This window comes from Streptomyces sp. NPDC005648 (assembly GCF_040605395.1).
GTDB lineage: Bacteria > Actinomycetota > Actinomycetes > Streptomycetales > Streptomycetaceae > Streptomyces.
The window spans coordinates 36,148-61,914 of sequence record NZ_JBEXCS010000007.1 but is presented as its reverse complement, the minus strand read 5'-3'; the positions used below and the strand labels follow the sequence as shown (position 1 = coordinate 61,914).

Below are 25,767 nucleotides of genomic sequence, written 5' to 3'. Positions count from 1 at the left end.
GCCACCCGCACCGTCTGAGAGGTGGGGTTTCGGGGATGAGCGTCGGCACGAGCAGGCCACGGGGAGCACAGGACGTGCCGCGTGTGCCCGCGGCCCGGCACGGTGATCCCACCGGGTTGGGCATCGACCCCGACGAGCTGCCCGACGGTCTCGTCGTCGCCGACGAGCACGGGCAGGTCATCTGTTTCAACGCCGCCGCCGAGCGCATCACCTCCCTGCCCGCCGAAGGGGCCCTCGGACAGCGGCTGGAGAAGGCGCTGCCATTAGAGGACCTGGAGGGCCGGCGCTGGTGGCAGCTGACCGACCCGTACGGAGGGCTCGCCATCCGAGTGCGTCAGCCCGAGCGGAACCTCCTGCTGCCCGGCGGCCGGGAGGTTCTCGTGTCCGCGCGGTACGTCCGGGGTGAGCCCACCGGGCCCGTCCGCCGTGTCGTCGTCTCCCTGCGCGACACCGAGGCCCGGCGGCGGACCGAGGGCTCGCACGCCGAGCTGATAGCCACCGTGGCCCATGAGCTGCGCTCGCCGCTGACCTCCGTCAAGGGCTTCACCGCGACCCTGCTGGCCAAGTGGGAACGGTTCACCGACGACCAGAAGCGCCTGATGCTGGAGACCGTCGACGCCGACGCCGACCGGGTCACCCGGCTCATCGCCGAGCTGCTCGACATCTCGCGGATCGACAGCGGACGGCTGGAGGTGCGGCGCCAGCCGGTGGACATCGGCGCGGCCGTGGGACGGCACATCCAGGCGTACGTCGCCGCCGGGCAGCCCGCCGACCGGTTCCTGCTCCGGCTCGAACAGCCGCTGCCCGCCCTGTGGGCGGACCCCGACAAGATCGACCAGGTGCTCAGCAACCTGCTGGAAAATGCGGTGCGGCACGGCGAGGGAACCGTCACCATCGACATCACGGCCACCGAGTCCCCCCGCGAGGGCGAGGACACCGGCACGTCGGTCACGGTGAGCGACGAGGGGCCCGGCATCCCGGAGGAGTCCATGAACCGCGTCTTCACCCGCTTCTGGCGGGGCAGCAAGCGCGGCGGCACCGGCCTCGGGCTCTACATCGTCAAGGGCATCGTCGAGGCCCACGGCGGCACCATCACGGTCGGCCGAGGCTCCCAGGGCGGGGCGGAGTTCCGATTTACGTTGCCCGTGGCGGCCCCGGCGTATCTCACCTGAGAGCCGGAGAGCGGCCACGGGCGCATTCGCACACCTCCACCCCGTTAGACTCGGCCTTTGGCACCTTTGTGTCCTGCACACGGCCCTGTGAGTGAGTCGGTGACGGGACCTCCAGCCAGCCAATCGGAAGCACGGGAAGAGATGTCGGCACCGAATAAGTCGTACGACCCGGTAGAGGTCGAGGCCTTGAAACCGGAAGAGATCGAGCGCATGCGGGACGAGGCGCTCGCCGCCTTCGCCGCAGCGAGCTCCCTCGACGCGCTCCAGGAGGCAAAGGTCGCCCACACCGGGGGCGCCTCCCCGCTGGCCCTCGCCAACCGCGAGATCGGCGCCCTGCCCCCGCACGCCAAGGCCGCCGCCGGCAAGCTGGTCGGCCAGGCCCGCGGCGCCGTGAACAAGGCCCTCGGCGCCCGCCAGACCGAGCTCGAGGCCGAGCGGGACGCGCGGGTGCTGGTCGAGGAGTCGGTGGACGTCACGCTGCCGTACGACCGTGTACCGGCCGGCGCCCGCCACCCGCTGACCACCCTGTCGGAGCGCATCGAGGACGTCTTCGTGGCCATGGGCTACGAGGTCGCCGAGGGCCCGCAGGTCGAGGCCGAGTGGTTCAACTTCGACGCCCTGAACATCGGCCCGGACCACCCGGCCCGCGGCGAGCACGACACCTTCTTCGTGCAGGGGCCGGACGGCGGCACCGAGTCCGGTGTCGTGCTGCGCACCCACACCTCGCCCGTGCAGATCCGCTCCCTGCTGGAGCGTGAACTGCCGGTCTACGTGATCTGCCCCGGCCGCGTCTACCGCACCGACGAGCTGGACGCGACCCACACCCCCGTCTTCCACCAGGTCGAGCTGCTCGCCGTGGACGAGGGCCTCACCATGGCCGACCTCAAGGGCACCCTGGACCACATGGTCCAGTCGCTGTTCGGCGAGGGCATGAAGACCCGGCTGCGGCCGAACTTTTTCCCGTTCACCGAGCCGAGCGCCGAGATGGACATGCTCTGCTACGTCTGCAAGGGCGAGTCCGTCGGCAACCCCGACCGCCCCTGCCGGACCTGCTCCTCCGAGGGCTGGATCGAGCTCGGCGGCTGCGGCATGGTCAACCCGCGGGTGCTCACCGCCTGTGGTGTCGACCCGGAGAAGTACAGCGGCTTCGCCTTCGGGTTCGGCATCGAGCGGATGCTGATGTTCCGCCACAACGTCGAGGACATGCGAGACATGGTCGAGGGTGACGTCCGGTTCACCCGGCCGTTCGGGATGGAGATCTGATGCGGGTCCCGCTTTCCTGGCTGCGGGAGTACGTCGACCTGCCGGCCACTCAGACCGGGCGTGACGTCCAGGCCAAGCTCATTTCCGCGGGCCTCGAGGTCGAGACCGTCGAGCACCTCGGCGCCGACCTCAAGGGCCCGCTCGTCGTCGGCCAGGTGCTGACCATCGAGGAGCTGGAGGGCTTCAAGAAGCCGATCCGCTTCTGCACGGTCGACGTCGGGCAGGCCAACGGCACCGGTGAGCCCCAGGAGATCGTCTGCGGCGCCCGCAACTTCGCTGTCGGCGACAAGGTCGTGGTCGTCCTCCCGGGCGCCACCCTGCCCGGCGGCTTCTCGATCGCCGCGCGCAAGACCTACGGCAGGACGTCCCACGGCATGATCTGCTCCAGCGACGAGCTGGGCATGGGCGACGACGGCACCCACGGCATCATCGTGCTGCCGCCGGAGACCGAGGTCGGCAAGGACGCCGTCGAACTGCTGGAACTGGTCGACGAGGTCCTGGACATCGCCGTCACCGCCAACCGAGGCGACTGCCTGTCCATCCGCGGCGTCGCCCGCGAGACCGCGATCGCCTACGGGCTGACGCTGCGCGACCCGGCCCTGATCGACGTACCCGGCCCGAACGCGTTCGGCTACCCGGTCCAGGTCTCCGACCCGCACGGCTGCGACCGCTTCACCGCCCGCACGGTGACCGGGCTCAGCCCCGAGAGCCGCTCCCCGATCTGGCTCCAGCGCCGTTTGCAGAAGGTCGGCGTCCGCCCGATCTCGCTCGCCGTCGACGTCACCAACTACGTGATGATGGAACTCGGCCAGCCGCTGCACGCCTACGACCGCTCCCTGGTCCAGGGCACCATCGGGGTGCGCCGCGCCGAGCCCGGCGAGAAGCTCGTCACCCTCGACGGCGTGGAGCGGAAGCTGGACGCCGAGGACCTGGTCATCACCGACGACCGCGGCCCCATCGGGCTCGCGGGCGTGATGGGCGGTGCCAACACGGAGATCGCCGACCACGCGGAGGGCGAGGGCACCACCGACGTGGTGATCGAGGCCGCCCACTTCGACGCGGTGGCGATCGCGCGGACGTCCCGCCGGCACAAGCTCTCCTCGGAGGCCTCGCGCCGCTTCGAGCGAGGGGTCGACCCGCAGGCCGCGGCCGCCGCCGCACAGCGCACGGTCGACCTCCTGGTGCTGCTCGCGGGTGGTACCGCAGAAGCCGGCGTCACCGAGGTCGTCGCGCCGTCCGCCCCGCACATCATCACCGTCGCGGCCGACCACTCGGACAAGGTGGCCGGCGTCGATTACGGGCGCGAGACCGTCGTACGGCGGCTGCAGGAGATCGGCTGCGACGTGTACGGGCAGGACGAGCTGATCGTCACCGTGCCGTCCTGGCGCCCCGACCTCCAGGAGATCAACGACCTCGCCGAGGAGGTCATCCGCCTGGAGGGCTACGAGAACCTGCCCTCCACCCTGCCCAAGCCCCCGTCGGGCCGCGGCCTGACCCACCGGCAGCGGCTGCACCGCCGCGTCGGACGGGCGCTGGCCGGAGCCGGCTACGTCGAGGCGCCGAGCTACCCCTTCGTCAGCGAGCAGGTCTTCGACCAACTGCTGCTGGAGGCCGACGACCCGAAGCGACGCGTCGTCAGGCTCACCAACCCGCTGAACGACGAGGAGCCCGCGCTCCGTACCTCGCTGCTGCCGGGCCTGCTGGGCGCGCTGCGGCGCAATGTCGGCCGGGGCTCGCACGACCTGGCGCTCTTCGAGACCGGGCTGGTGTTCCACCCGCGCGAGGGGCAGCGGGTCGCCGTCGCCCTGCCCGTCGACCGTCGTCCCACGGACGAGGAGATCGCCGAGCTGGACGCCGCGCTTCCGGAGCAGCCGCGGCACATCGCCGCCGTGCTCGCGGGCGCCCGTGAGCAGGCCGGCTGGTGGGGCCGGGGCCGTCCCGCGGACTGGGCCGACGCCGTCGAGGCGGGGCGGGCCGTCGCCCGTGAGGCCGGTGCCGAACTGATCGTGCGCAAGGGCCAGTACGGGCCCTGGCACCCCGGCCGCTGTGCCGAGCTGGCCGTCCTCGTCGACGGTACGGAGACGGTCGTCGGGCATGCCGGTGAGCTGCACCCGCGTGTGGTGAAGGCGCTGGGGCTGCCGGAGCGGACCAGTGCGGTGGAGCTGGACCTGGACGTCCTGGAGTCCGTCGGCAACGACACTCCGCAGGCACCCTCCATCTCCACGTTCCCGGTGGCCACGCAGGATGTCGCCCTCGTCGTCGACACGTTCGTGCCGCAGGCCGAGGTCGAGGCGGCGCTGCGGGAGGGGGCCGGTGAACTCCTGGAGGGCATCCGGCTGTTCGACGTGTACGAGAACGCGGAGCAGCTCGGTGACGGTCGCAAGTCCCTGGCGTACGCGCTGCGGTTCCGGGCTTCCGACCGGACTCTCACGGTCGACGAGGCCTCTGCCGCGCGTGACGCGGCGGTGGCCCTCGCGGGCGAGCGGACAGGAGCCGTGCTGCGCGGCTAGATGAGCGGTTCGCCACGCCCCTGGGGCGTGGGCGTTCCCTCGTTCGAGTGACAACTGCGGGTGATCTGGTCCTGCCAGGCCATGCGCTCGACAGAATCGGACCGGCCTCTCGGGGTCGGTCCGATCTGTGCTTTCGGGGCCTGTATGGGGGGCCATCGGCATGATCCGCGTCAGGGCTGGGCTTTCCTGCAAGCGCTTGTTCTCCTTGGGGCTGCCCATGGTGTGGGGGGCCATGGCGATCACCTACAAGCTGGCCTGTCCGCTGGCCCGGGAGAACGGGCTGGGGGCGCGGATCCTCACCAGTGCCGTGTTCTTCGCCGTGGGGACCGGGCTGATTCTGCAGGTGCGGCACGCGTTGACGCGCGAGCTGCGGGAGATCCGGGAGGTCGCCGGGGCCGCGCAGCGGGTGCTGCTGCGGCCGGTGCCGGCGCGCGTCGACGGGCTGAATCTCGCCGCCGCCCAGCTGTCCGCCGACCGGGGCGCGGTCATCGGCGGCGATCTGTACGAGGTCATCGCCACCGAGCACGGGGTGCGCGTGGTGATGGGCGATGTCCGCGGGCACGGGATCGCCGCCCTCGGCACCGCGGCCGCCGTACTCGGAAGTTTCCGCGAGGCCGTGCACGACGAGGCCGAGTTGGGGTCGGTGCTGCGGCGGCTGGAGCGGGCGCTGGGCCGGCATCTGCGCGAGCGGGCGCGCGGCGAGCATCCCTCCGCCGGAGGGGAACCGGACAATCCGGTCGCCGAGGAGTTCGTGACCGTACTGCTGCTGGAGATCCGGCCGGACGGCGAGGTGCGGGTCCTCAACTGCGGGCACCCGTGGCCGTATCTGCTCAGCGGGGCGCGGGCGGAGCCGCTCGCCGCGGTCGAACCGCTGCCTCCCCTGGGGCCGTTCCCGTTGCCCGCCGAGCTGCCCGCCGTCTCCTGCGGTCAACTGCTTCCCGGCGACTCGCTGTTCCTGCACACGGACGGTGTCGAGGACGCCCGCGACGCACGTGGCCGGTTCTTTCCCCTGTCGGCCGTGCTGGCGAGGGCGGTCGCCGCCGGCCCCGTCTCCCCGCAGTCGGTCCTGCGAGCCGTCCTGGGCGCGCTGCTGCGCCACACCGGAGGACGCCGTCCCTCCGACGACGTCGCCGTGCTCGTCCTGCGCAACGACCGCCGCACCGTCCCGTGCCCGCCCGGCGAACCGGTCGGACACCGGGCGCACCGCCTCACCTGACCGGCCCCCACGGCGCACCCGGCGCTCCCGCATGGCCCACTGTCACGCGCCCCCGAGGGGCGCGGGGAACTGCGCAAAACCACCGTCGACCCGCAGCCGACAGCGCACCCGCGGGCCCCGGCGCCCGGTCGCTCGGTCCTGCAAGCGCAGCGTCGGCGCGCCGTCCGCTCGCCACGGAGTGTCGGGCAGGCAGCGAGGCGGACGGCGCGGAAGCGGGCCGCCGCACTGTACGAGGGGGAGCCGGCGGCCCGGCCGGCCTCTTGCGAGGCATTTCAGTCAACCGGCTGGAAACTCTCCGCGACAGTGCGCGCACGCTGCGGATTCTGGTACTCCGTTCACACCCCGTGTGAAGCCGCTCGCACTAGTCTGACGGCACCGAGGTTCCCGGGGGGCATCCATGCAGCCCAACACTCTGCTCGACGCGATTCTGGACGAAGCCGGGATCTCGCACGCGGGGCTGGCGGCACACGTGAATCAGGCGGGCCGGGCACGCGGGCTCGCGCTGCGCTACGAACACACCGCCGTGGCGCGGTGGTTGAAGGGGCAGCGGCCGCGCGGGCAGGTGCCCGACCTGATCTGCGAGGTGCTGGCCGGGCGGCTCCATCGGCCGGTCACCCTGGACGACATCGGGCTGGGGGTGCCGGGGGAGCCCGCCACCCCGCACGGCACCTCCCTCTCCGGCTTCGTCGAGCGGGCCACCGCCCTGTGGCGTTCCGACGAGCAGCAGCGCCCGCACATCCTGGGCGCGCCCGCGGTGACCGGTACGCCCGCGGTGATGCCCGTGTGGGAGTGGGAGAACCCGCCCGAGGACGTGGATGTGTCACGCGGCGGGCGGCACCGGGTCACCCCGGCCGATCTGGAGATGCTGCGGGCCGCCCGGACGCACTACGAGCAGATGTACCGGAAGGCCGGCGGGATCGCGACCCGTACCCGGATCGTGGGGTTCCTCAACGCCGAGGCCGCCCCCCTGCTGCGCGGCAGCTACACCGACGCGACGGGGCGTCAATTGCACCGCGCGACGGGTGGGTTGGTGGCGATCGCCGGCATCTGCGCCTACGACTCCGACGCGCACGGGCTCGCCCAGCGCTACTTCCACCAGGCACTGCGGCTCGCGAAGGCCAGCGGGGACCGGGGACTGGGCGCCTATGTGATCGCCCTGCTGGTCAACCAGTCGCTGTTCATGCGGGAGTACCGGCAGGCCGTCGCCTTCGCCGAGGCCGCGCTGCGGGCCGCCGGCAAGCACATCACCCCGGCGCTCGCCTGTGACCTCTACGCGATGCAGGCCAAGGCGTACGCCCACCTCGGCGACGGCACGACCGCGCTGTCCTGCATCCGGCGTGCCGAGCAGGCCGCCGAACGCATCCGGCGCGGGTACGAGCCCGACGAGACCGGCTATGTCCAGCCGGGGCTGGTCAACGTGCAGGTGGCGGAGGCGCTGCTGAGCCTCGGGGAACTGGTGGCGGCGGGGGAGCACGCCGCGGCCGCCGTGGACAATCCGGCGCACGACCGGGGGCGTGTGCACCGGCTCGCCATGCTCAGCACGATCGAACTGCGCCGCGGCAACGCGGACAAGGCGGTGGCCACCGCGGTGCAGATGGCCGAACAGGCCCGCGGAATGGAGTCGCAGCGGCTGCGCGACAGACTCCGGGCGGTCCGCGAACACCTGGTGCGCAGTGGCTGCGCGGGCACCGCCGAGGCCGCCGAACTCATCGACGGCGCCCTGCGCGTACCGCTGTAGACCGGTTTCGGGCGCCGCCGTACCACAGTCCCTGCTGCGATATTGCCACTTACTCGACGGAAGGTGGCAGAACCGTGCAGTGGACGAAACAGAACGAACAAACTGTGTACGCAAACCGCTGGTTCACCGTCAACCTGGCAGATGTGGAACTGCCGGACGGGCGGCACCTGGACCACTTCCTGATACGGCTGCGGCCCGTCGCCGTGGCCACGGTGGTGAACGAGGCCAATGAAGTCCTCCTGCTGTGGCGCCACCGTTTCATCACCGACAGCTGGGGGTGGGAACTCGCCGCGGGCGTGGTCGAGGACGGCGAGGACATCGCCGCGGCGGCCGCCAGGGAACTCGAGGAAGAGACCGGATGGCGGCCGGGACCTCTGCGGCACCTCATGAGCGTGGAGCCGTCCAACGGCCTCACCGACGCCCGGCACCACATCTTCTGGTCGGACGAAGGGGAGTACGTCGGCCACCCCGTGGACGACTTCGAGTCCGACCGCCGGGAATGGGTCCCCCTCAAACTCGTCCCCGACATGGTCGCCCGCGGCGAGGTCCCGGCCGCCAACATGGCGGCCGCCTTACTGCTCCTGCACCACCTCAGGCTCGGCCAGGACGACCAGCCCTGATGCTCCCCCACACCGTCCTGGTCCTGCCCTCTAGCGGCCCAGGACCTGCCAGATCGTCGTCACGAGCGCGCCCACCGCGGTCAGTGTCGCTATCGCGGGCAGTGGCCAACGGGCGTGCTCCAGCGCGACCATACGTGCGCTCAGGTCGTCGATCTCCTTGTCCGTCTCCTCCGTACGATGGTTGAGCAGGGCCAGTCCTCCCTCGACGCGCGCGTAGGCGACATCGAGACGACGGCGTAACTCTGCGAGTTCTCCATGGACCACGGGATGCTCGGGGTCGGCGGTCACGAGTCCGCTCCTTTCCGTAGTCGACACATCCCTTGCATGCGCATGAAGAGTCAACTCGCCTGGTGGGTGCGTGGGGAGCGTGTGCGAGCGGCATATGCGGGCCCGGCGCGCACACGGGGAGTGAATGCCGCGGGCCCGGAGCTCCGAAGAGCGCCGGGCCCGTGCCGGTCGCACTGTGTAACCGGCACTCTGGAGGATGCGGGGTGCGGTCAGCCGTAGGTGTAGAACCCCGAGCCGGTCTTGCGGCCGAGCCGGCCCGCGTCGACCATGCGCTGGAGCAGCGGGGGAGCGGAGTAGAGCGGCTCCTTGTACTCCTCGTACATCGAGTTCGCGATGGAGACGATGGTGTCCAGGCCGATCAGGTCGGACAGCCTCAGCGGGCCCATCGGGTGGGCGCAGCCCATCTCCATGCCGTTGTCGATGTCCTCGCGGCCCGCGATGCCCGACTCGAACATCCGGATCGCGGAGAGCAGATACGGCACGAGCAGCGCGTTGACCACGAAGCCGGAGCGGTCCTGGGCACGGATCGCGTGCTTGCCGAGCAGCTTCTCGGCGAAGGCCTGGGCGCGGCTGATGGTGCCCTCGGAGGTGGTGAGGGCGGGGATCAGCTCGACCAGCTTCTGCACCGGGGCCGGGTTGAAGAAGTGGATGCCGATGACATGGTCCGGGCGGGAGGTGGCGACCGCCAGCTTCACCAGCGGGATCGAGGAGGTGTTGGAGGCCAGGATCGCGTCCGGGCGGGTCACCACCTGGTCGAGGACCTGGAAGATCTCCGTCTTGACCTGCTCGTTCTCCACGACGGCCTCGATCACCAGATCGCGGTCGGCGAACTCGCCCAGGTCGGTGGTGAAGCTGAGCCGCGCCAGCGTCGCGTCCCGCTCCTCGTCGCTGATCTTGCCCCGCTCGGCAGCTTTGGCCAGGGAGTTGAGCAGCCGGGTCCGGCCGATCTCCAGGGCCTCCCCGGTGGTCTCGGCGACCTTGACGTCCAGACCGGACCGGGCGCACACCTCGGCGATGCCCGCTCCCATCTGGCCGCAGCCGACCACCCCGACGCGCGAGATGTCTCCCGCTCGGAAGTCCGTCACTTCGTCCCCTTCGCTGATCCACGAATCCGGCAGGTCCCCCGGTGGTTCGGTGCCTGCCCCAAACCTGCACGTTACCTCCGGCGATCGTTGATCGATCGTTCGGGTACCGCGTGGCAGGCTGACGCGGGAGGTGGCCCGGGTCGAGAATCGCGCGCGGGCTTCGTACATCGGCACTTGGAGGTAGGGGAATGCTGCACCGGAGGTCTCGGCTGTCGCGGCGGGCGTTCGCGGTGACGGCTCTGTCGGCTCTCGCGGCGGGGGGCGGTGCGGTGGCGGCGAGCGAGGCGATGGCGGGCGGCGCCATGGGCGGGCCCCGACGGGTCCCGAGGGCGATGCGGGGCGTGTGGGTGGCGACCGTCACCAACCGGGACTGGCCCTCCAAGCCGGGGCTGAGCGTCTCCCAGCAGAGGGCCGAGCTGATCGCCATCCTCGACCGTGCCGTCAAGGACCGCCTCAACACCGTGGTCTTCCAGGTGCGTCCGACCGCGGACGCGCTGTGGCCCTCGCCGTACGAACCCTGGTCGCAGGTCCTCACCGGCACCCAGGGCAAGGACCCGGGCTGGGACCCGCTGGGCACGGCGGTCAAGGAGGCCCACGCCCGCGGCCTCGAACTGCACGCCTGGTTCAACCCGTACCGCATCGCGAACCACACCGATCCGACGAAGCTGGTCGCCACGCATCCCGCGCGCAAGCACCCGGACTGGGTGGTGACGTACGGCGGGAAGATGTACTACAACCCCGGGCTGCCGGCCGTCCGCGCCTTCGTGGAGAAGGCGATTCTCGACGCGGTGCGCAAGTACCCCGTCGACGCCGTGCACTTCGACGACTACTTCTACCCGTACCCGGTGGCCGGCCAGACCTTCGACGACGACGCGGCCTACGACCGCTACGGCGCCGCGTTCGCGAACCGGGCCGACTGGCGCCGCGACAACATCGACAAGCTGGTGCGCGAGACGGCGGCCGGCATCAAGCGGATCCGTCCGACGGCGCAGTTCGGCATCAGCCCCTTCGGCGTGTGGCGCAACAGCGCGAGCGACCCTAAGGGCTCCGACACGCGGGCCGGTGTGCAGACGTACGACGATCTCGGCGCGGACACCCGCAAGTGGGTGCGGAAGAACTGGATCGACTACATCTGCCCGCAGATCTACTGGAACATCGGCTTCGCCGCCGCCGACTACGCCAAGCTGGTGCCCTGGTGGGCGGAGGTCGCCAAAGGCACGGCGACCAGGCTGTACATCGGCGAGGCCCTCTACAAGGCCGGCGACCCGGCGCAGCCCGCCGCCTGGCAGAACGCGGCGGAACTCTCCAGGCACCTCGCCCTGGCCGCGACCCATCCCCAGGTGCGCGGACACATGTTCTTCGCCGCCGCGGACGTGGCGACGGACCGGATCGGCGCGATGGCGAGGGTGATCGCCGACCACTACCAGCAGCCGGCGAAGCCCCCGAGCTGATCGCTACTGCCGGATCTCCCTGTGGCGGATCTCGGTGTCGGGGCCGGGGGAGCAGATGCCCGTGTGCCCGTCCTCGAATCGGACACGGTACGGAGGGTTGCCCTCCTGGCCCATGACTTCGACGATCTCGCCGACCTTGTCGTTCTGGCCGACCACCCTGCCGTGCTGGACAAGCTGGTCACCCACGGTTGCACGCATCTTCGACGCCTCCTCACCAGGTGCGGGAGCAGCGGTCCGTGGCCTTGAGTCTACGGCGCTCAGCGGGGGTGGGAAGTGGGCCCGGCAAGGCCCCTCACCCCCGCGCCCGCTGGGTGACGGCGATGCACACGAGCACCGCCGCGGCCGTCAGCGGAGCGGCCACCGTCAGGTGCTCGCCCAGCAGCAGCACCGACCACACCAGTGTGAGCAGCGGCTGCGCCAACTGCAACTGGCTGGCCTTCGGGATGCCGATGGCCGCCATGCCCCGGTACCAGACCACCAGCCCCAGGAACTGCGAGCCGGCCGAGACCCACAGCAGCCCGGCCACGCCGTGCGCGGTCAGCCGTACGGGCTCGTACGACAGCGCGACCGCGGCGGCCGGCACGGCGAGCGGCAGACACAGCACCAGCGCCCACCCGATGACCTGCCAGCCCGGCATGACCCTGGCCAGCCGGCCGCCCTCGGTGTAGCCGGCCGCGCACACCAGCAGGGCGCCGAACAGAAAGAGATCGGCGGACGTCAGCGCCCCGCCGCTCTGCTGCACGGTGAAGCCGACGACCGCGGCCGCGCCCGCGAGCGCCGCCGTCCAGAAGGTGCGGGAGGGGCGGCTGCCCGTGCGCAGGGCGGACAGCAGCGCGGTCGTCAGCGGCAGCAGGCCCACCACCACGGCGGCATGGGCGGTGGTGGAGGTCCGCAGGGCCAGAGTGGACAGGAGCGGGAAGCCGACGACCACTCCGGCGGCGACGACCGCGAGCCCCGCCCAGTGCCCGCGCTCCGGCACCGGGACACGGAGCCCGAGCAGACAGGTGCCCGCGATGACCGCGGCGAGCACACAGCGCACCGCGACCAGCGACCAGGGACCGAAGCCCTCCAGCCCCCACGCGGTGGCGGGAAAGGTGAGCGAGAAGGCGGTGACCCCGAGAGCGGCCTGAAGAGTGCCGGTACGGCGACCGGCAGCCACGGCGGCCGGGCCGGCGCCGCCGTGGCCCGACGAGGTGACCGCGCCGTGGGAGTCGGTGGTGACCGCTATCGATGTAGCGGTAGTAGCGCTACTGTGTGCTCTCATGCAAGAGCGTAGCAGTGTCGACGAACTGGCGAACCAGCTGAAACGAGAACTGAACCGCTACTCTCCAGGTGGAAAGCTGCCGTCCAGCCGTGCCCTGGTCGAACGCTTCCGGGTGAGCCCGGTGACCGTCGCGCGGGCCCTGGCCCAGCTGGCCGCCGAGGGCCTGGTGGTGACCCGGCCGGGAGCCGGCGCCTTCCGTGCCGAGCCGCGCGGCACCGCCGCCCCCGCCGGCGACACCTCCTGGCAGGAGGTCGCGCTGACCGCCGACGGCGCAGGCGATCTCGTACCGCGCACGGTCGACGCGGCGGGCGTCGTGGTGACCCTCGCCGCCCCCGCGCCCGGCGTCGTCGAGTTCAACGGCGGCTATCTGCACCCCTCGTTGCAGCCCGAGCGGGCGATGGCGGCCGCGCTGTCCCGCGCCGGCCGCCGCCCCGGCGCCTGGGGCCGGCCGCCACTGGACGGCCTGCCGGAGCTGCGGGAGTGGTTCGCCCGGGGTGTCGGCGGCGGAGTCTCGGCCGCCGGGGTCCTGATCACGGCGGGCGGCCAGTCCGCGCTGACCACGGCGCTGCGCGCCCTCGCCCCGCCCGGCGCTCCGGTGCTGGTCGAATCGCCCACCTACCCCGGGATGCTGGCGATCGCCCGCGCGGCGGGACTGCGTCCCGTCCCGGTGCCGGTGGACGCGGACGGGGTCAGACCGGCCCTCCTCGCGGACGCCTTCCGTGCCACCGGCGCCCGGGTCTTCGTCTGCCAGCCCCTGTTCCAGAACCCGACCGGAGCCTTCCTCGCGCCCCACCGGCGCCCGGAGGTGCTGCGCATCGCCCGCGACGCCGGCGCGTTCGTCGTCGAGGACGACTTCGTACGGCGGCTCGTGCACGAGGACGCCGGACCGCTGCCGACACCGCTCGCCGCCGAGGACCCCGACGGAGTCGTCGTCCATGTCTCCTCCCTCACCAAGGCGACCTCGCCCAGCTTCCGGCTCGGCGCCCTCGCCGCTCGGGGGCCGGTCCTGGAGCGCCTGCGCGCCATCCAGATCGTCGACACCTTCTTCGTCCCCCGCCCGCTCCAGGAGGCGGCCCTGGAACTCGTCGGATCGCCGGCCTGGCCGCGTCATCTCCGGGCGATCTCCACGGAGTTGAAGACCCGCCGCGACACGATGACGGCGGCCCTGCGCCTGCGTCTGCCCGACCTCGCGCTCCCGCACATCCCGTCGGGCGGCTACCACCTCTGGCTCCGCCTCCCCGACGGCACCGACGAGCCGGCCCTCACCGCCGCCGCCCTCCGAGCGGGCGTCGCCATCACCCCCGGCCGCCCCTACTTCAGCGCCGAACCCCCCGCCGCCCACGTGCGGTTGAGCTTCGCGGCGGTGGCGGGTGCGGGGGAGATCGAGGAGGGGGTGCGGCGCCTGCGGACGGCCTGCGAGGAGGTCATGCAGCCGGTCTCCGGCCGGGTGGCACCGGTGTGGTGACACCCCGGCTCCCACCGAAAACCACTCGACGACCCACCACCCCACCTGCGAGCCTCCCGCCATGAACGACACCAGCGCCCCGCCCCTGCCCGACGGCTACGAGCTCTCCACCGACCCCGGACGTCTCGACGTCGACCGGGTGCACCGGTGGCTGTCCACCGACGCGTACTGGGCGATCGGACGGGCGCGGGAGAAGCAGGAGCGGGCGATCGCCGCGTCGGTCAACTTCGGGGTGTACGAGGTGGTTTCCGGGGATCAGGTGGCGTATGCCCGGGTCGTCACCGATCAGGCCACCTTCGCCTGGCTGTGTGACGTCTATGTCGATCCGTCCGTGCGGGGCAAGGGTGTCGGCACCGCCTTGGTCGCGGCCGTGCGCGCGCACCTGGAGCCGTTCGGGATGCGCCGCGTCATGCTCGCCACCCGGGACGCCCACGGTGTGTACGAGAAGGTCGGCTTCAAGGCCCTGGCGCAGCCCGACATCTGGATGGCGCTGGAGTTCGGGTGAGGCGGGGGCGGGTGGGGCGGGTTGGGTGAGGCGGTTCGGGCGGGTTGTCCGGCAAGGTCCTGACCCTGAAGTAAGTTTCCGGCAACCCTCGGTGACTCCTAGGTAACGCCCCTTGACCTGCCTACCTGTACGACCCACCATCACCGCATGCAACTCAGGGCCACTTTCGTCGCCGCCGCGCGCAGCTCCCCGCTGCTCGCCGAGCGCTTCGAGGACGACCGTCCACTGGACCAGGCCGGCTGGGACGAGGTGCAGCACGTCGCCCATGAGCTGATCCCGCTCGCGGCGGCCGAGCTGCGCTACTGCTCGCCCACGCCCCGCAGCCGTGCCACCGGCGACGCCCTCGGTTACCAGCCACTGGTCCAACTCGCCCTGCGCGACTGCGACATGGGTCGCTGGCGCGGGCTCACGCTGGGGGAGGCGATGGCCCGGGAACCGGAGGCGGTGGACGCCTGGCTCACCGACGCGCGCGCCACCCCGCACGGCGGTGAGTCGCTGGTGGCCTTCATCACCCGCGTCGGCGAGTGGCTCGACACCCGGCCGGACGACGACGGGGGCCGGATCGTGGCGGTGGCGGAGCCGTCCGTCATCCGCGCCGCCCTGGTGTACGCGCTGAAGGCGCCGCCCGCGACCTACTGGAACATCGACGTACGTCCGCTGTCGACGACCACCGTCACCGGGCACGCCGGCCGCTGGAACCTCCGCTTCGACGGCTCCCCGGCTCATCGCACACGCGCGTAGCCGGTCGTCAGCACCAGGTCCTTGGCGGGCCCGCACACCCGCCACACCGTCCGCCGGCGATCGCCGTCCAGGACGGTGAACTCGCCGCGGTAGAGGTCGGCCGAGCAGGGGTGGTCGGCGACATGACGGCCGGTGGTGAGATCCAGGTCGTGGAAGGGGCGGCCGTCGGCGAAGCGCACCTCGGCCGTGCCCGGTGAACCGCCCGGCAGGAAGCGCAGAGTGCGCTCGGCGGGCCGCGCGACGCCCTGCCACGTGAACATGCCGGACTCCTCGTGCAGCAGCCCGCCACCCGGCCACGGGCTGAAGACGGTGGCGCCCTCGAAGCGGCCTTCGGCGCCGCTCGCGAGATCCCGCACGACACGCTCCACCCGCCACCGCCCGGCGAGATGCGCCAGCACGTCGGGGACGGGCCACCAACCGCCCGTCCTCAGGCCACGATCCATGCCGTCGACCCTGCGCGCTCCGAGTTCACCGTCAAATTACGCATCGGGTAATTTCTGTTTCCCGGCCGTTCATCATCGTTTCGAATTAGAGCTCGGGTGTTATTCGGAACAGGCATTACCACTTCCTGTGGGCGGCGCAACCGATGGGAAACTCGATCCGTCTAACCCCGCGAATCGATAACCCGCGGGGAGCAGCAAGAAATGAATGGGAACGCACCGTCACGTCCGGACAGGAACAGGACGTGAGAAGAACGAGCTCCCCGATCCGGCCGAGGCCGGCCGCGGCGCTACTCGCGGCCGCCGTGACGGCCGTCGTGTTCTGCGCCGCCGACGTGCCGGCCCGCAGCTATCCCTTCGGCCCCCGCACCCGCGACGTCAACGACCTCGGCAACCAGTACGTGCCCTTCCACGCCCACCTCTGGGACCTGCTGCACGGCAGGGCCGACGGCGGTCTGTTCGTCAACTGGCAGTCCGGGTACGGCTCCAGCTTCCTGCCGGACCTGGGCACCTATGTCAGCAGCCCCTTCGCCCTGCTCGTCGGGGTGTTCCCGCGGCACGAGATCGACCTCGCCGTGTATGTGATCACCCTGCTGAAGACGGCGACCGCGGGCGCCGCCATGGCCTGGCTGCTGCTGAGTCTGCGCCGCGGGCGCTGGTGGGCGGCCGGGCTGCTCGGGGCGTCGTACGCGCTGTGCGGGTGGAGTGTCGCGGACGCCGCGTACAACCCGATGTGGCTGGACGGGCTCGTCGCGCTGCCGCTGCTGTGCCTGGTCGGCGAGTGGACGATCCGGCGACGCCACCCGCTGCTCGGCGTGCTGGTCGTGGCCCTCGCCTGGATCGCCAACTTCTACACCGCGTACATGGCCACCCTCGCCGCCGGTCTCGTGCTCCTGCTCCGCCTCCGGCTCACCGACCTGCCGACCCGGCGGCGGCTGCGGGCCGCGGGCCGGGCCGCGGTCACCGTCGCCCTGGGCATCGGTCTGGCCGCGCCGCTGGTGATCGTCGTCTACTTCGGCACCCGGCACGCCTATCCGGGCCGGGTCGTGCGGTTCAGCCCGGTGCCGGCCCAGGACCTGCTCGCCCGTCTGCTCCCGACGACGTACAGCTTCGGCAGCCCGGCCCTCTACACCGGCACCGCCGCGCTGGTGCTCGCCCTCGCCCTGCCCTTCCACCGGGCGGTCCCGCGCCGGGTGCGCGTCGGCTGGACCGCGCTGGTCCTCGCCGTCACCCTGTCGCTGCAGTGGGCGCCGACCCATCTCCTCTGGCACGCCTTCGCCACCCCGCAGGGCAGCCCGTACCGGCAGGCCTTCGTCCTGTGCGCGCTGCTGGTGATCGCCGCCTGGCACTCCCTCTCGTACGGCGTCCCGGACCGGCGGGCGCTGGGGGCGGCCGGTGCGCTGCTCGCCGTCATCGCCCTGGTGGCGAGCCGGAGTTCGCTGGTGAAGCCCGTGGGGTGGCCGGTGGTGGTGCTCGCCGCGGCCGGCGCGGTGGGCGGCCTGGTGCTGCTTCGGGCGGCGGACGCCGGCCGGCCCGCGAGCGCCCTCGTCCCCCTCCCAGCCCGCCGCCGCGCGCTCTTCGCCTGGCTCGCCGTGGCCCTGCTCTTCGGCGGTCAGTTCGGCGAGGCCGTCACCACCTCCGCCCTCGCCACCCGGGTCCGCTACGGGCGCATGGACGACTACGCCACCTGGGGAGCCCGGCAGGAACAGCAGGCGGAGGCGATCGCGCGGGCCGACGGCTGGCCCCGCTACCGCACCGACCCCGGCCGTGAGCAGACCGTCGGCAACGACCCCCTGATGGTCGGCGGACAAGGCGCCCAGTACTACAGCAGCCTCACCTCCGACGTCCTCAGCCGCACCCTCACCGCCCTCGGCGGCGGCTGGACCTCGCGGGGCCGCAGTGTGCAGAGCCTCGACAACCCCGTCACCGACGCGATCTTCTCGGTCGGGGCGCGGGTGCGCTCGCCGATCGACCCGCACCAGACGTATCTGCCGCAGATCGGCGACCGGTTGAGCGTCACCCGGCAGGATGTCCCGCCCCTGGTGACCGTACGCAGCGCCCCCGAGCAGGCGCCCTTCGGCTCGTCGCCCTACCGGAACCAGGAGTCGCTGCTCGGCAGTCGCGTCTACACCGTGCCCCCGATCAGGGTGTACGACGACAACGGCAACCCCCTGACCGAGAAGGACTGGATCGGCTCCGGGAGCGCCCTCACCAAGCCGTCGATCACGGCCGACTGCCCCGCCGGCAGCGAGGTCTTCCTGTGGGCGCCGCGCTACTCCGGCGTGGTCCGCCTCGCGGACCGCGCCGTGCTGTTCCGCTCCAAGTACCCGCGCAACCGCGCCGCCATGGCATCGCTCGGCCCCGCCCCGGCCTCCGGACGGGTGCGCATCCGGCTGACCCCCGACCGCACCGGCCGCGTCCCGCGCGGAGCCGTCGGCTGTCTCGACACCGCCCGCCTCCGCACCGCCGTGGCGCGTCTGGAAGCCACCGGCGCGACCCGGGTGACCGTCTCCGGGGCCACCGTCCGGGCCCAACTGCCCAGCGGCAGCAAGGGGCTTGCCGTCGTCGCGGCGCCCCGGATCTCCGGCTGGCGGTGTGCCACGGGGGGCGGGGACGCCGTACCGGCGAAGAGCTACCACGGTCTGATCGCCGTACCCCTCGACGGCTCGTCGACCAGTCTGACCTGCACCTTCCATCCGCCCGGGCTGCGGCTCGGCCTGACCGTCGGGGCCGGCTCGCTGCTGGCCCTGCTCCTGCTCGGCGTCCTTGGCGCCGTCCGCCGACGGCGGGTGACGCAGCCGCCGCCCACCACCACTCGACCGCTCGAACGCGTGACCGTCTCCCGGGGGGAACTCCCGTGCTGATATCGATCGTCGCACCCTGCTACAACGAGGAAGCCGTCCTCGAACGCTTCCACGGCCAGGTCCAGAAGATCGCGGACGAACTGCTGCCGCTCGGCCACGACATGGAGTTCGTGTACGTCGACGACGGCAGCGCCGACCGTACGCTGCCGGTCCTGGAGCGGCTGGCCGACCGCGACCAGCGGGTCCGGTACGTTTCCTTCAGCCGCAACTTCGGGAAGGAGGCAGCCCTGTTGGCCGGTCTTCGGCACGCCTCCGGTGACTGCGTGGTCGTCATGGACGCCGACCTCCAGCACCCGCCCGAGCTGATCAAACGCATGGTGGAGCTGCGCGGCCAGGGCTACGACCAGGTCATCGCCCGCCGCACCCGCACCGGCGACAAGCTCACCCGCACCCTCACCGCCCGCCTCTACTACCGGCTCGTCAACCGTCTCGTCGACGTCGAACTCGTCGACGGTGTCGGTGACTTCCGGCTGCTGTCGCGCCGGGTGGTGGACGCGGTGGTGGACCTCACCGAGTACAACCGCTTCTCCAAGGGGCTGTTCGCCTGGGTCGGCTTCCCCAGCACGACCTTCGAGTACGAGAACGCGGCCCGCGAGGCCGGCCGCAGCTCCTGGAGCCTGCGCAGCCTGCTCAACTACGGCCTGGACGGGCTGCTTTCCTTCAACAACCGCCCACTGCGCGCCGCGCTCCACCTCGGCATGGTGCTGCTCACCATCGCCGGGCTGTACACGGCGTGGATCGTCGGGGCCGCGCTCGTCAACGGCGTACAGACACCCGGCTATGTCACGATCATCACCGCCGTCACCGGACTCGCCGGTGTGCAGATGGTGATGCTCGGTGTGATCGGGGAGTACACCGGCCGGATCTACTACGAGGTCAAGGGGCGCCCGCACTTCCTGGTGAAGGCGACGAACGTCAACGACGGCGAGCGAGCGAAGGACCTCATTCCCTGATGTCCCGGCAACTGCTCACGTTCGCCGTGATCGGTGTCGTGAACACCGGCACGTATTACGGCCTCTACCTTTTGTTTCTCCTATGGGTGCCGTATCTCGTGGCGCATGTCCTCGCGACCGCGCTGAGTATGGTCGGTTCCTTTTTCCTCAATGCCAGGTTCACCTACCGGACACCTCCCACCTGGCGGAAATTCCTGTTGTTCCCCCTCTCCAATGCCACCAATTTCGTGGTCACCACGATCGGCCTGTACGTCATCGTCGACATCCTGCACGCGGGGAGCCGCTTCGCGCCGCTGCTCGCCTCCCTCTGGGCCATTCCGGCGACCTTCGTCGTCTCCCGCTGGGTGATGCTCCCCAAGGGCGCTCCGTACAATTTGGATCCGAACGACGTCTGAGGTCCGATGTGCCCCTGTGGCGCGAAGGAGTGTGCCCGTGCCCGGCCGGCAGTCCATCACCCAAGCCGAGAAGCTGGCGGAGGCCAAGCTCGGCGGCATCCCCGTCCGCCATGAGCAGATGGCCGCCGTCGCCAACATCTACCGGGCCGCCTCCGCCGTCCGCCAGCACCTGGAGAACTCCGTGCTGCGCGGAGCGGACCTGACCTGGACGGCGTTCGTCGTCCTGTGGGTGGTCTGGATCCGGGGCGAGTCGGAGACCCGGCACGTGGCCGAGGAGGCGGGGATCTCCAAGGGCACGCTCACCGGGGTCGCGCGGACACTGGAGAAGCGCGGCCTGGTCACGCGGTCGGGCCACCCCACCGACGGCCGGCTGGTGCTGCTCAGCCTCACCGAGGAGGGCGAGGAACTGATGCAGCGGGTCTTCCCGGCCTTCAACGAGGAGGAGGCCTTCGTCACCGCCCGCCTCGACGACGAGGAGTGCCGTGGCCTCGCGGCGAGTCTGCGGCGCGTGGTGCTCCAGGTCGAGGAGGACGGCGAGGAGCGCCGCCGTCTGCTGCTGGACGGTGCCGAGCCCGCGCCGCGGCGCAGCGGGCGACGTCCCAAGAGCTGAACGTCAGGCGCGGGCCGCCCGCACGACCGCGTCGAAGAGGCCCTGCTGGGCGGGGTTCGGCCTGACGCAGGGGCGCTCCGCGTCAGGCCGGGCCGAGGACGCAGAACTCATGACCCTCCGGGTCTGACAGGCACGTCCACGGGACGTCGCCCTGGCCGAGGTCGAGATCGATGGCCCCGAGCGCGCGCAGCCTCGCCACCTCCGCCGCCTTGTCGTCACCGGGATACGGCAGCAGGTCGAGATGGACGCGGTCCGGCACGCCCTTGCCGCCGGGCGTGCGGAGGAACTCCAGAAACGGACCGTCACCCTTGGCGGAGCGCAGCGACGCGTGGTCGTCGGCCACCTCGTGCACGGCCCAGTCCGTCGCCTCGCCCCAGAACCGGGCCATGGCCCGCGGATCGTCGCAGTCGACGACCACCGCGGCGATCGGCCCGGTGTCCCGGTAGATCTCCCGTGGCTCCAGCACACAGAACTCGTTGCCCTCCGGATCGGCGAGGACTGTCCACGGCACCTGGCCCTGGCCCACGTCGACGGGCGTCGCGCCGAGCGCCCCGAGCCGCGCGACCAGCTCCGCCTGATGGGCCGCGGAGGTGGTGGCGAGATCGAGGTGCGCTCGGTTCTTCACCTCGCTCTTGGGCTCCGGCACGGGGACGACATCGATCCCCACACCGACCGGCTCCGGCCAGACCAGCCCGCCGCCCGGTCCCGTGTAGGTGGTCACCCCGGGGCTGTGGACACTCCAGCCGAGCGCCTCGGCCCAGAACCGGCCGACCGCCGGCGCGTCGAGGGCCTTGATGTTCACCTGAACGGGTCGCAGTGCCATGCGGGCGATCTTATGGGCCCGCTGCATAGTGATCCATGGGATTGCATAAAACTGCGGCGAAACGTATAGTCATGCCATCCAGAGGAGGATGACATGGCGGTACGTGCGGCAGTGGCCGGAGCGAGTGGATACGCGGGCGGTGAGGCCCTGCGGCTGCTCCTGGCGCACCCGGAGATCGAGATCGGGGCCCTGACCGGCAACTCCAACGCCGGCCAGAAGCTCGGCGCGCTCCAGCCGCATCTGCTGCCGTTGGCCGACCGGGTGCTCCAGGAGACGACCCCCGAGGTCCTCGCCGGACACGACGTCGTCTTCCTCGCCCTGCCCCACGGCCAGTCCGCCGCCGTCGCCGAGCAGCTCGGCCCGGACGTCCTCGTCGTCGACATGGGCGCCGACTTCCGGCTGAAGGACGCCGGCGACTGGGAGAGGTTCTACGGCTCCCCGCACGCCGGGACCTGGCCGTACGGCCTCCCCGAACTGCCGGGTGCCCGCGCCGCGCTGGAGGGGTCCAAGCGCATCGCGGTGCCCGGCTGCTACCCGACGGCCGCCACCCTGGCCCTCTTCCCGGCCTACACGGCCGGCCTCGCCGAGAACGAGGCCGTGATCGTCGCCGCCTCCGGGACCTCCGGCGCAGGCAAGGCCGTCAAGCCGCACCTCCTCGGCAGCGAGGTCATGGGCTCCATGTCGCCGTACGGCGTCGGTGGCGGCCACCGGCACACACCCGAGATCATCCAGAACCTCGGCGCGGCGGCCGGGGAGCGGGTCTCCGTCTCCTTCACGCCGACCCTCGCGCCCATGCCCCGCGGCATCCTCGCCACCTGCAGCGCGAAGGCGAGGCCCGGCGTCTCCGCGGAGTCGGTCCGCGCCGCCTACGAGAAGGCCTTCGCCGACGAGCCGTTCGTCCATCTGCTCCCCGAGGGCCGGTGGCCCGCCACGGCGTCCGTCTACGGTTCCAACGCCGTTCAGGTGCAGGTCGCGTACGACGAGGCCGCCGGCCGCATCATCGCGATCAGCGCCATCGACAACCTGACCAAGGGCACCGCGGGCGGTGCCGTACAGAGCATGAACCTCGCCCTCGGTCTCGACGAGACCACCGGGCTTTCCACGATCGGAGTCGCACCGTGAGCGTCACGGCAGCCAAGGGATTCACGGCGGCCGGCATCGCCGCCGGGATCAAGGAGAACGGCAACCCGGATCTGGCCCTCGTGGTCAACAACGGCCCGCGCCGCGCCGCCGCCGGTGTCTTCACCTCCAACCGTGTGAAGGCCGCGCCGGTGCTGTGGTCCGAGCAGGTGCTCAAGAGCGGCGAGGTCTCCGCCGTCGTCCTCAACTCCGGTGGCGCCAACGCCTGTACGGGCCCCAAGGGCTTCCAGGACACGCACGCCACCGCCGAGAAGGCCGCCGAGGTGCTCGGCCGGGGAGCGATCGAGGTCGCGGTCTGCTCGACCGGTCTCATCGGTGTGCTGCTCCCGATGGACAAGCTGCTCCCGGGAGTCGAGACGGCCGCCGCCCAACTCTCCGAGCACGGCGGCGAGAAGGCCGCCATCGCCATCAAGACCACCGACAGCGTCCACAAGACGTCCGTCGTGACGAGGGACGGCTGGACCGTCGGCGGCATGGCGAAGGGCGCGGGCATGCTCGCCCCCGGCCTCGCCACCATGCTGGTCGTCCTCACCACGGACGCGGCACTCGACGACGACGTACTGGACAGGGCACTGCGGGCCGCGACCCGTACGACCTTCGACCGCGTCGACTCCGACGGCTGCATGTCCACCAACGACACGGTGCTGCTGCTCGCCTCGGGCTCGTCCGAAGTCACCCCGGAGTACGAGGAGTTCGCGGAGGCCGTGCGTGCCGTCTGCGACGACCTCGGCCAGCAGCTGATCCGGGACGCCGAGGGCGCCAGCAAGGACATCAGGGTCGAGGTGGTCAACGCGGCGAGCGAGGACGACGCCGTGGAGGTGGGCCGCTCCATCGCCCGCAACAACCTCCTCAAGTGCGCGATCCACGGCGAGGACCCCAACTGGGGCCGCGTCCTGAGCGCCATCGGCACGACGAAGGCCGCCTTCGAGCCCGACCGGTTGAACGTCGCCATCAACGGCGTCTGGGTCTGCAAGAACGGCGGAGTCGGCGAGGACCGCGAGAAGGTCGACATGCGCTACCGCGAGGTGCACATCGTCGCCGACCTCGCGGCCGGCTCCGAGACCGCCACCATCTGGACCAACGACCTCACCGCCGACTACGTCCACGAGAACAGCGCCTATTCGTCATGAGCACCACGCGTAAGCACACCGCGCTCCCCAAGGCCCAGATCCTCATCGAGGCGCTGCCCTGGCTGGTCAAGCACAACGGCAAGACGGTCGTCATCAAGTTCGGCGGCAACGCCATGATCGACGAGGACCTCAAGGCCGCGTTCGCCCAGGACGTCGTCTTCCTGCACCACGCCGGGCTCCGGCCGGTGGTCGTGCACGGCGGCGGCCCGCAGATCAGCGCCGCGCTCGACAAGCACGGCATCGTCAGCGAGTTCAAGGCCGGCCTGCGCGTCACCACCGAGGACGCGATGGACGTCGTACGGATGGTGCTGGCCGGGCAGGTGCAGCGTGAGCTGGTCAATCTGCTCAACCAGCACGGGCCGCTGGCCGTCGGGCTGACCGGCGAGGACGCGCACACCATCACCGCCACCAAGCACCAGCCCGAGATCGACGGGGAGTTGATCGACATCGGGCGGGTGGGCGAGATCACCGCGATCGACACGGGCGCGATCGAGGCACTGCTCGCCGACGGCCGTATCCCGGTCATCTCGTCGATCGCCCGTAGCCAGGACGACGGACATGTCTACAACGTCAATGCTGATACGGCGGCTGCGGCACTCGCTGCCGCGCTGGGCGCGGAGACCCTCATGGTCCTCACCGACGTCGAGGGTCTCTATGAGGACTGGCCGCACAGCGACGAGGTGATCAGCCGCCTCACCGCTTCCCAACTGGAGAAGCTGCTGCCGGAGTTGAGCTCCGGCATGGTGCCGAAGATGGAGGGCTGTCTGCACGCCGTGCGAGGCGGCGTGACCACCGCCCGGGTCATCGACGGCCGGGTCCAGCACTCGATCCTGCTGGAGATCTTCACCGATGAGGGCATCGGCACGATGGTCGTGCCGGACGCCGTGGAGGGGGACGACGCCGAATGACCGCCAACGAAGAGCTCACCCAGCGGTGGCAGGGCTCGCTGATGAACAACTACGGCACCCCGCTGCTGCCCCTGGTGCGCGGCGAGGGCGCCAAGGTGTGGGACGCCGACGGCAAGCGGTACCTCGACTTCGTCGGCGGTATCGCGGTCAACGCGCTCGGCCACGCCCACCCGGCCGTCGTCGAGGCCGTGAGCAGGCAGATCGGTTCGCTCGGCCATATCTCCAACTTCTTCATGGCCGACCCGACGGTGACCCTCGCCGAGCGGCTGCTCCAGCGCTTCGGCCGGGACGGCAGGGTCTTCTTCTGCAACTCCGGCGCCGAGGCCAACGAGGCCGCCTTCAAGATCGGCCGGCTGACCGGGCGGACGCATGTCGTCGCCACCGAGGGCGGCTTCCACGGCCGCACCATGGGCGCCCTCGCGATGACCGGCCAGGAGGGCAAGCGCACCCCGTTCCTGCCGCTGCCCGGTGACGTCACCCATGTGCCCTACGGCGACCCGCAGGCGCTGGCCGCCGCGGTCACCGAGAACACCGCGCTGGTGATCCTCGAACCGATCCAGGGCGAGATCGGCGTCGTCACCCCGCCGCCCGGCTACCTCAAGGCGGCCCGCGCGATCACGGCAGCGAACGGTGCGCTGCTGGTCCTCGACGAGGTGCAGACCGGGGTCGGACGCACCGGGCACTGGTTCGAGTACCAGGCCCACGAGGGTGTCCTGCCGGATGTCGTCACCCTCGCCAAGGGCCTGGGCGGCGGGCTGCCGCTGGGCGCGACCGTCGCCTTCGGACGCGCCGCGGAACTGCTGCAGCCGGGCCATCACGGCTCGACCTTCGGCGGCAACCCGGTCGCCTGCGCGGCCGGACTCGCCGTTCTCGACACGATCGCGAACGACGGGTTGCTGGAGAACGTCAAGCGGCAGAGCGAGAAGTTGCGGGACGGGGTGGAGGCTCTGGGCCACCCGTTGATCGGCCACGTCCGGGGCGCGGGTCTTCTCCTGGGTATCGTGCTCACCGAGCCGAAGGCGCCCCAGGTGCGCCAGGCGGCTCAGGAGGCCGGGTTCCTGGTGAACGTGCCCGCCGCGGACGTCGTACGGCTGATGCCGCCGCTGAATCTGGGCGACGACGAGGTGGAGGCGTTCCTCGGGGCGCTGCCCGGAATCCTGGACGCGGCCCACGGGGACGGATGAAC

Annotated in this window: 24 protein-coding genes; 18 read left to right on the top strand and 6 right to left on the bottom strand. The window is 71.4% G+C overall.

The window, feature by feature from the left end; genetic code table 11:
- Nucleotides 1-35 precede the first annotated feature (35 nt).
- The 6 genes from ABZT17_RS06000 (at nt 36) to ABZT17_RS05975 (ending at nt 8,519) form a co-directional block, all read left to right on the top strand.
- Nucleotides 36-1,172 (top strand): ATP-binding protein, encoded by a 1,137-nt coding sequence (locus tag ABZT17_RS06000; RefSeq protein WP_356344235.1) that lies wholly within the window; start codon nt 36-38, stop codon nt 1,170-1,172.
- 141 nt (nt 1,173-1,313) lie between these two features.
- A complete protein-coding gene (gene pheS / locus ABZT17_RS05995; RefSeq protein WP_356344233.1) occupies nt 1,314-2,435 on the top strand; it encodes a phenylalanine--tRNA ligase subunit alpha in 1,122 nt (373 codons plus the stop codon).
- Complete coding sequence (pheT, locus tag ABZT17_RS05990) at nt 2,435-4,945, top strand: phenylalanine--tRNA ligase subunit beta (protein WP_356344231.1); 2,511 nt, start codon at nt 2,435-2,437, stop codon at nt 4,943-4,945. The genes pheS and pheT overlap by 1 nt, the downstream gene beginning before the upstream one ends.
- A 160-nt stretch (nt 4,946-5,105) precedes the next feature.
- Nucleotides 5,106-6,161: a PP2C family protein-serine/threonine phosphatase gene (locus tag ABZT17_RS05985; protein WP_356344229.1), complete on the top strand. Its 1,056-nt coding sequence runs from the start codon at nt 5,106-5,108 to the stop codon at nt 6,159-6,161.
- A 397-nt stretch (nt 6,162-6,558) separates the two neighbouring features.
- A complete protein-coding gene (locus ABZT17_RS05980) occupies nt 6,559-7,899 on the top strand; it encodes a transcriptional regulator (RefSeq protein WP_356344227.1) in 1,341 nt (446 codons plus the stop codon).
- Between the two features lie 74 nt (nt 7,900-7,973).
- A complete protein-coding gene (locus ABZT17_RS05975; protein ID WP_356344225.1) occupies nt 7,974-8,519 on the top strand; it encodes an NUDIX domain-containing protein in 546 nt (181 codons plus the stop codon).
- 30 nt (nt 8,520-8,549) lie between these two features.
- Here ABZT17_RS05975 and ABZT17_RS05970 read toward each other — a convergent pair whose 3' ends face one another.
- Together ABZT17_RS05970 and ABZT17_RS05965 are read right to left on the bottom strand one after the other, a co-directional pair.
- Nucleotides 8,550-8,807 carry a hypothetical protein gene (locus tag ABZT17_RS05970; protein ID WP_356344223.1) on the bottom strand — a complete coding sequence of 86 codons (258 nt, stop codon included), beginning with the start codon at nt 8,805-8,807 and terminating at the stop codon, nt 8,550-8,552.
- 209 nt (nt 8,808-9,016) lie between these two features.
- The gene (locus tag ABZT17_RS05965) at nt 9,017-9,892 is read right to left on the bottom strand and encodes a 3-hydroxybutyryl-CoA dehydrogenase (RefSeq protein WP_356344221.1); all 876 of its coding nucleotides are present in this window, start codon (nt 9,890-9,892) and stop codon (nt 9,017-9,019) included.
- 188 nt (nt 9,893-10,080) lie between these two features.
- On the opposite strand from ABZT17_RS05965, the gene ABZT17_RS05960 reads away from it, so the two are divergent.
- A complete protein-coding gene (locus tag ABZT17_RS05960) occupies nt 10,081-11,343 on the top strand; it encodes a family 10 glycosylhydrolase (RefSeq protein WP_356344219.1) in 1,263 nt (420 codons plus the stop codon).
- 3 nt (nt 11,344-11,346) lie between these two features.
- Here ABZT17_RS05960 and ABZT17_RS05955 read toward each other — a convergent pair whose 3' ends face one another.
- Both ABZT17_RS05955 and ABZT17_RS05950 read right to left on the bottom strand, forming a co-directional pair.
- A complete protein-coding gene (locus ABZT17_RS05955) occupies nt 11,347-11,541 on the bottom strand; it encodes a DUF1918 domain-containing protein (RefSeq protein ID WP_356344217.1) in 195 nt (64 codons plus the stop codon).
- A gap of 94 nt (nt 11,542-11,635) precedes the next feature.
- The gene (locus tag ABZT17_RS05950) at nt 11,636-12,607 is read right to left on the bottom strand and encodes a DMT family transporter (protein WP_356344215.1); all 972 of its coding nucleotides are present in this window, start codon (nt 12,605-12,607) and stop codon (nt 11,636-11,638) included.
- Between ABZT17_RS05950 and ABZT17_RS05945 the strand changes: the two genes are divergently transcribed.
- From ABZT17_RS05945 to ABZT17_RS05935, 3 genes are all read left to right on the top strand, one after another.
- Nucleotides 12,606-14,072, top strand: coding sequence for a PLP-dependent aminotransferase family protein (locus ABZT17_RS05945; protein ID WP_356344213.1), 1,467 nt, complete (start codon nt 12,606-12,608; stop codon nt 14,070-14,072). The genes ABZT17_RS05950 and ABZT17_RS05945 overlap by 2 nt on opposite strands.
- A 61-nt stretch (nt 14,073-14,133) precedes the next feature.
- Nucleotides 14,134-14,577, top strand: a complete 444-nt coding sequence (locus ABZT17_RS05940; RefSeq protein WP_356344211.1) for a GNAT family N-acetyltransferase — start codon at nt 14,134-14,136, stop codon at nt 14,575-14,577.
- A 147-nt stretch (nt 14,578-14,724) separates the two neighbouring features.
- The gene (locus tag ABZT17_RS05935) at nt 14,725-15,318 is read left to right on the top strand and encodes a histidine phosphatase family protein (protein ID WP_356344209.1); all 594 of its coding nucleotides are present in this window, start codon (nt 14,725-14,727) and stop codon (nt 15,316-15,318) included.
- On the opposite strand, the gene ABZT17_RS05930 is transcribed toward ABZT17_RS05935, so the two are convergent.
- On the bottom strand, nt 15,300-15,761 hold the full coding sequence (locus tag ABZT17_RS05930; protein ID WP_356344207.1) for a DUF6314 family protein: 462 nt from the start codon (nt 15,759-15,761) through the stop codon (nt 15,300-15,302). The two genes, ABZT17_RS05935 and ABZT17_RS05930, sit on opposite strands and share 19 nt — an antisense overlap.
- A 242-nt stretch (nt 15,762-16,003) precedes the next feature.
- On the opposite strand from ABZT17_RS05930, the gene ABZT17_RS05925 reads away from it, so the two are divergent.
- The 4 genes from ABZT17_RS05925 to ABZT17_RS05910 are packed head-to-tail and all read left to right on the top strand — an operon-like array spanning nt 16,004 to nt 20,580.
- The gene (locus tag ABZT17_RS05925) at nt 16,004-18,622 is read left to right on the top strand and encodes a YfhO family protein (protein WP_356344205.1); all 2,619 of its coding nucleotides are present in this window, start codon (nt 16,004-16,006) and stop codon (nt 18,620-18,622) included.
- Nucleotides 18,616-19,575 (top strand): glycosyltransferase family 2 protein, encoded by a 960-nt coding sequence (locus ABZT17_RS05920; RefSeq protein WP_356344203.1) that lies wholly within the window; start codon nt 18,616-18,618, stop codon nt 19,573-19,575. The genes ABZT17_RS05925 and ABZT17_RS05920 overlap by 7 nt, the downstream gene beginning before the upstream one ends.
- The gene (locus ABZT17_RS05915; RefSeq protein WP_356344201.1) at nt 19,575-19,970 is read left to right on the top strand and encodes a GtrA family protein; all 396 of its coding nucleotides are present in this window, start codon (nt 19,575-19,577) and stop codon (nt 19,968-19,970) included. The genes ABZT17_RS05920 and ABZT17_RS05915 overlap by 1 nt, the downstream gene beginning before the upstream one ends.
- A 37-nt stretch (nt 19,971-20,007) precedes the next feature.
- Nucleotides 20,008-20,580: a MarR family transcriptional regulator gene (locus ABZT17_RS05910; protein ID WP_356344199.1), complete on the top strand. Its 573-nt coding sequence runs from the start codon at nt 20,008-20,010 to the stop codon at nt 20,578-20,580.
- Nucleotides 20,581-20,662: 82 nt separating this feature from the next.
- On the opposite strand, the gene ABZT17_RS05905 is transcribed toward ABZT17_RS05910, so the two are convergent.
- Nucleotides 20,663-21,403 carry a VOC family protein gene (locus tag ABZT17_RS05905; RefSeq protein WP_356344197.1) on the bottom strand — a complete coding sequence of 247 codons (741 nt, stop codon included), beginning with the start codon at nt 21,401-21,403 and terminating at the stop codon, nt 20,663-20,665.
- 93 nt (nt 21,404-21,496) lie between these two features.
- On the opposite strand from ABZT17_RS05905, the gene argC reads away from it, so the two are divergent.
- From argC to ABZT17_RS05885, 4 genes are read left to right on the top strand one after another with little or no spacing between them, the layout of a single operon-like run.
- Nucleotides 21,497-22,525, top strand: a complete 1,029-nt coding sequence (argC, locus tag ABZT17_RS05900) for an N-acetyl-gamma-glutamyl-phosphate reductase (protein WP_356344195.1) — start codon at nt 21,497-21,499, stop codon at nt 22,523-22,525.
- The gene (gene argJ, locus ABZT17_RS05895; protein ID WP_356344193.1) at nt 22,522-23,673 is read left to right on the top strand and encodes a bifunctional glutamate N-acetyltransferase/amino-acid acetyltransferase ArgJ; all 1,152 of its coding nucleotides are present in this window, start codon (nt 22,522-22,524) and stop codon (nt 23,671-23,673) included. Before argC ends, argJ begins: the two co-directional genes overlap by 4 nt.
- Nucleotides 23,670-24,581: an acetylglutamate kinase gene (gene argB, locus ABZT17_RS05890; protein ID WP_356344191.1), complete on the top strand. Its 912-nt coding sequence runs from the start codon at nt 23,670-23,672 to the stop codon at nt 24,579-24,581. Before argJ ends, argB begins: the two co-directional genes overlap by 4 nt.
- Nucleotides 24,578-25,765, top strand: coding sequence for an acetylornithine transaminase (locus ABZT17_RS05885; RefSeq protein ID WP_356344189.1), 1,188 nt, complete (start codon nt 24,578-24,580; stop codon nt 25,763-25,765). Before argB ends, ABZT17_RS05885 begins: the two co-directional genes overlap by 4 nt.
- Nucleotides 25,766-25,767: the final 2 nt, after the last annotated feature.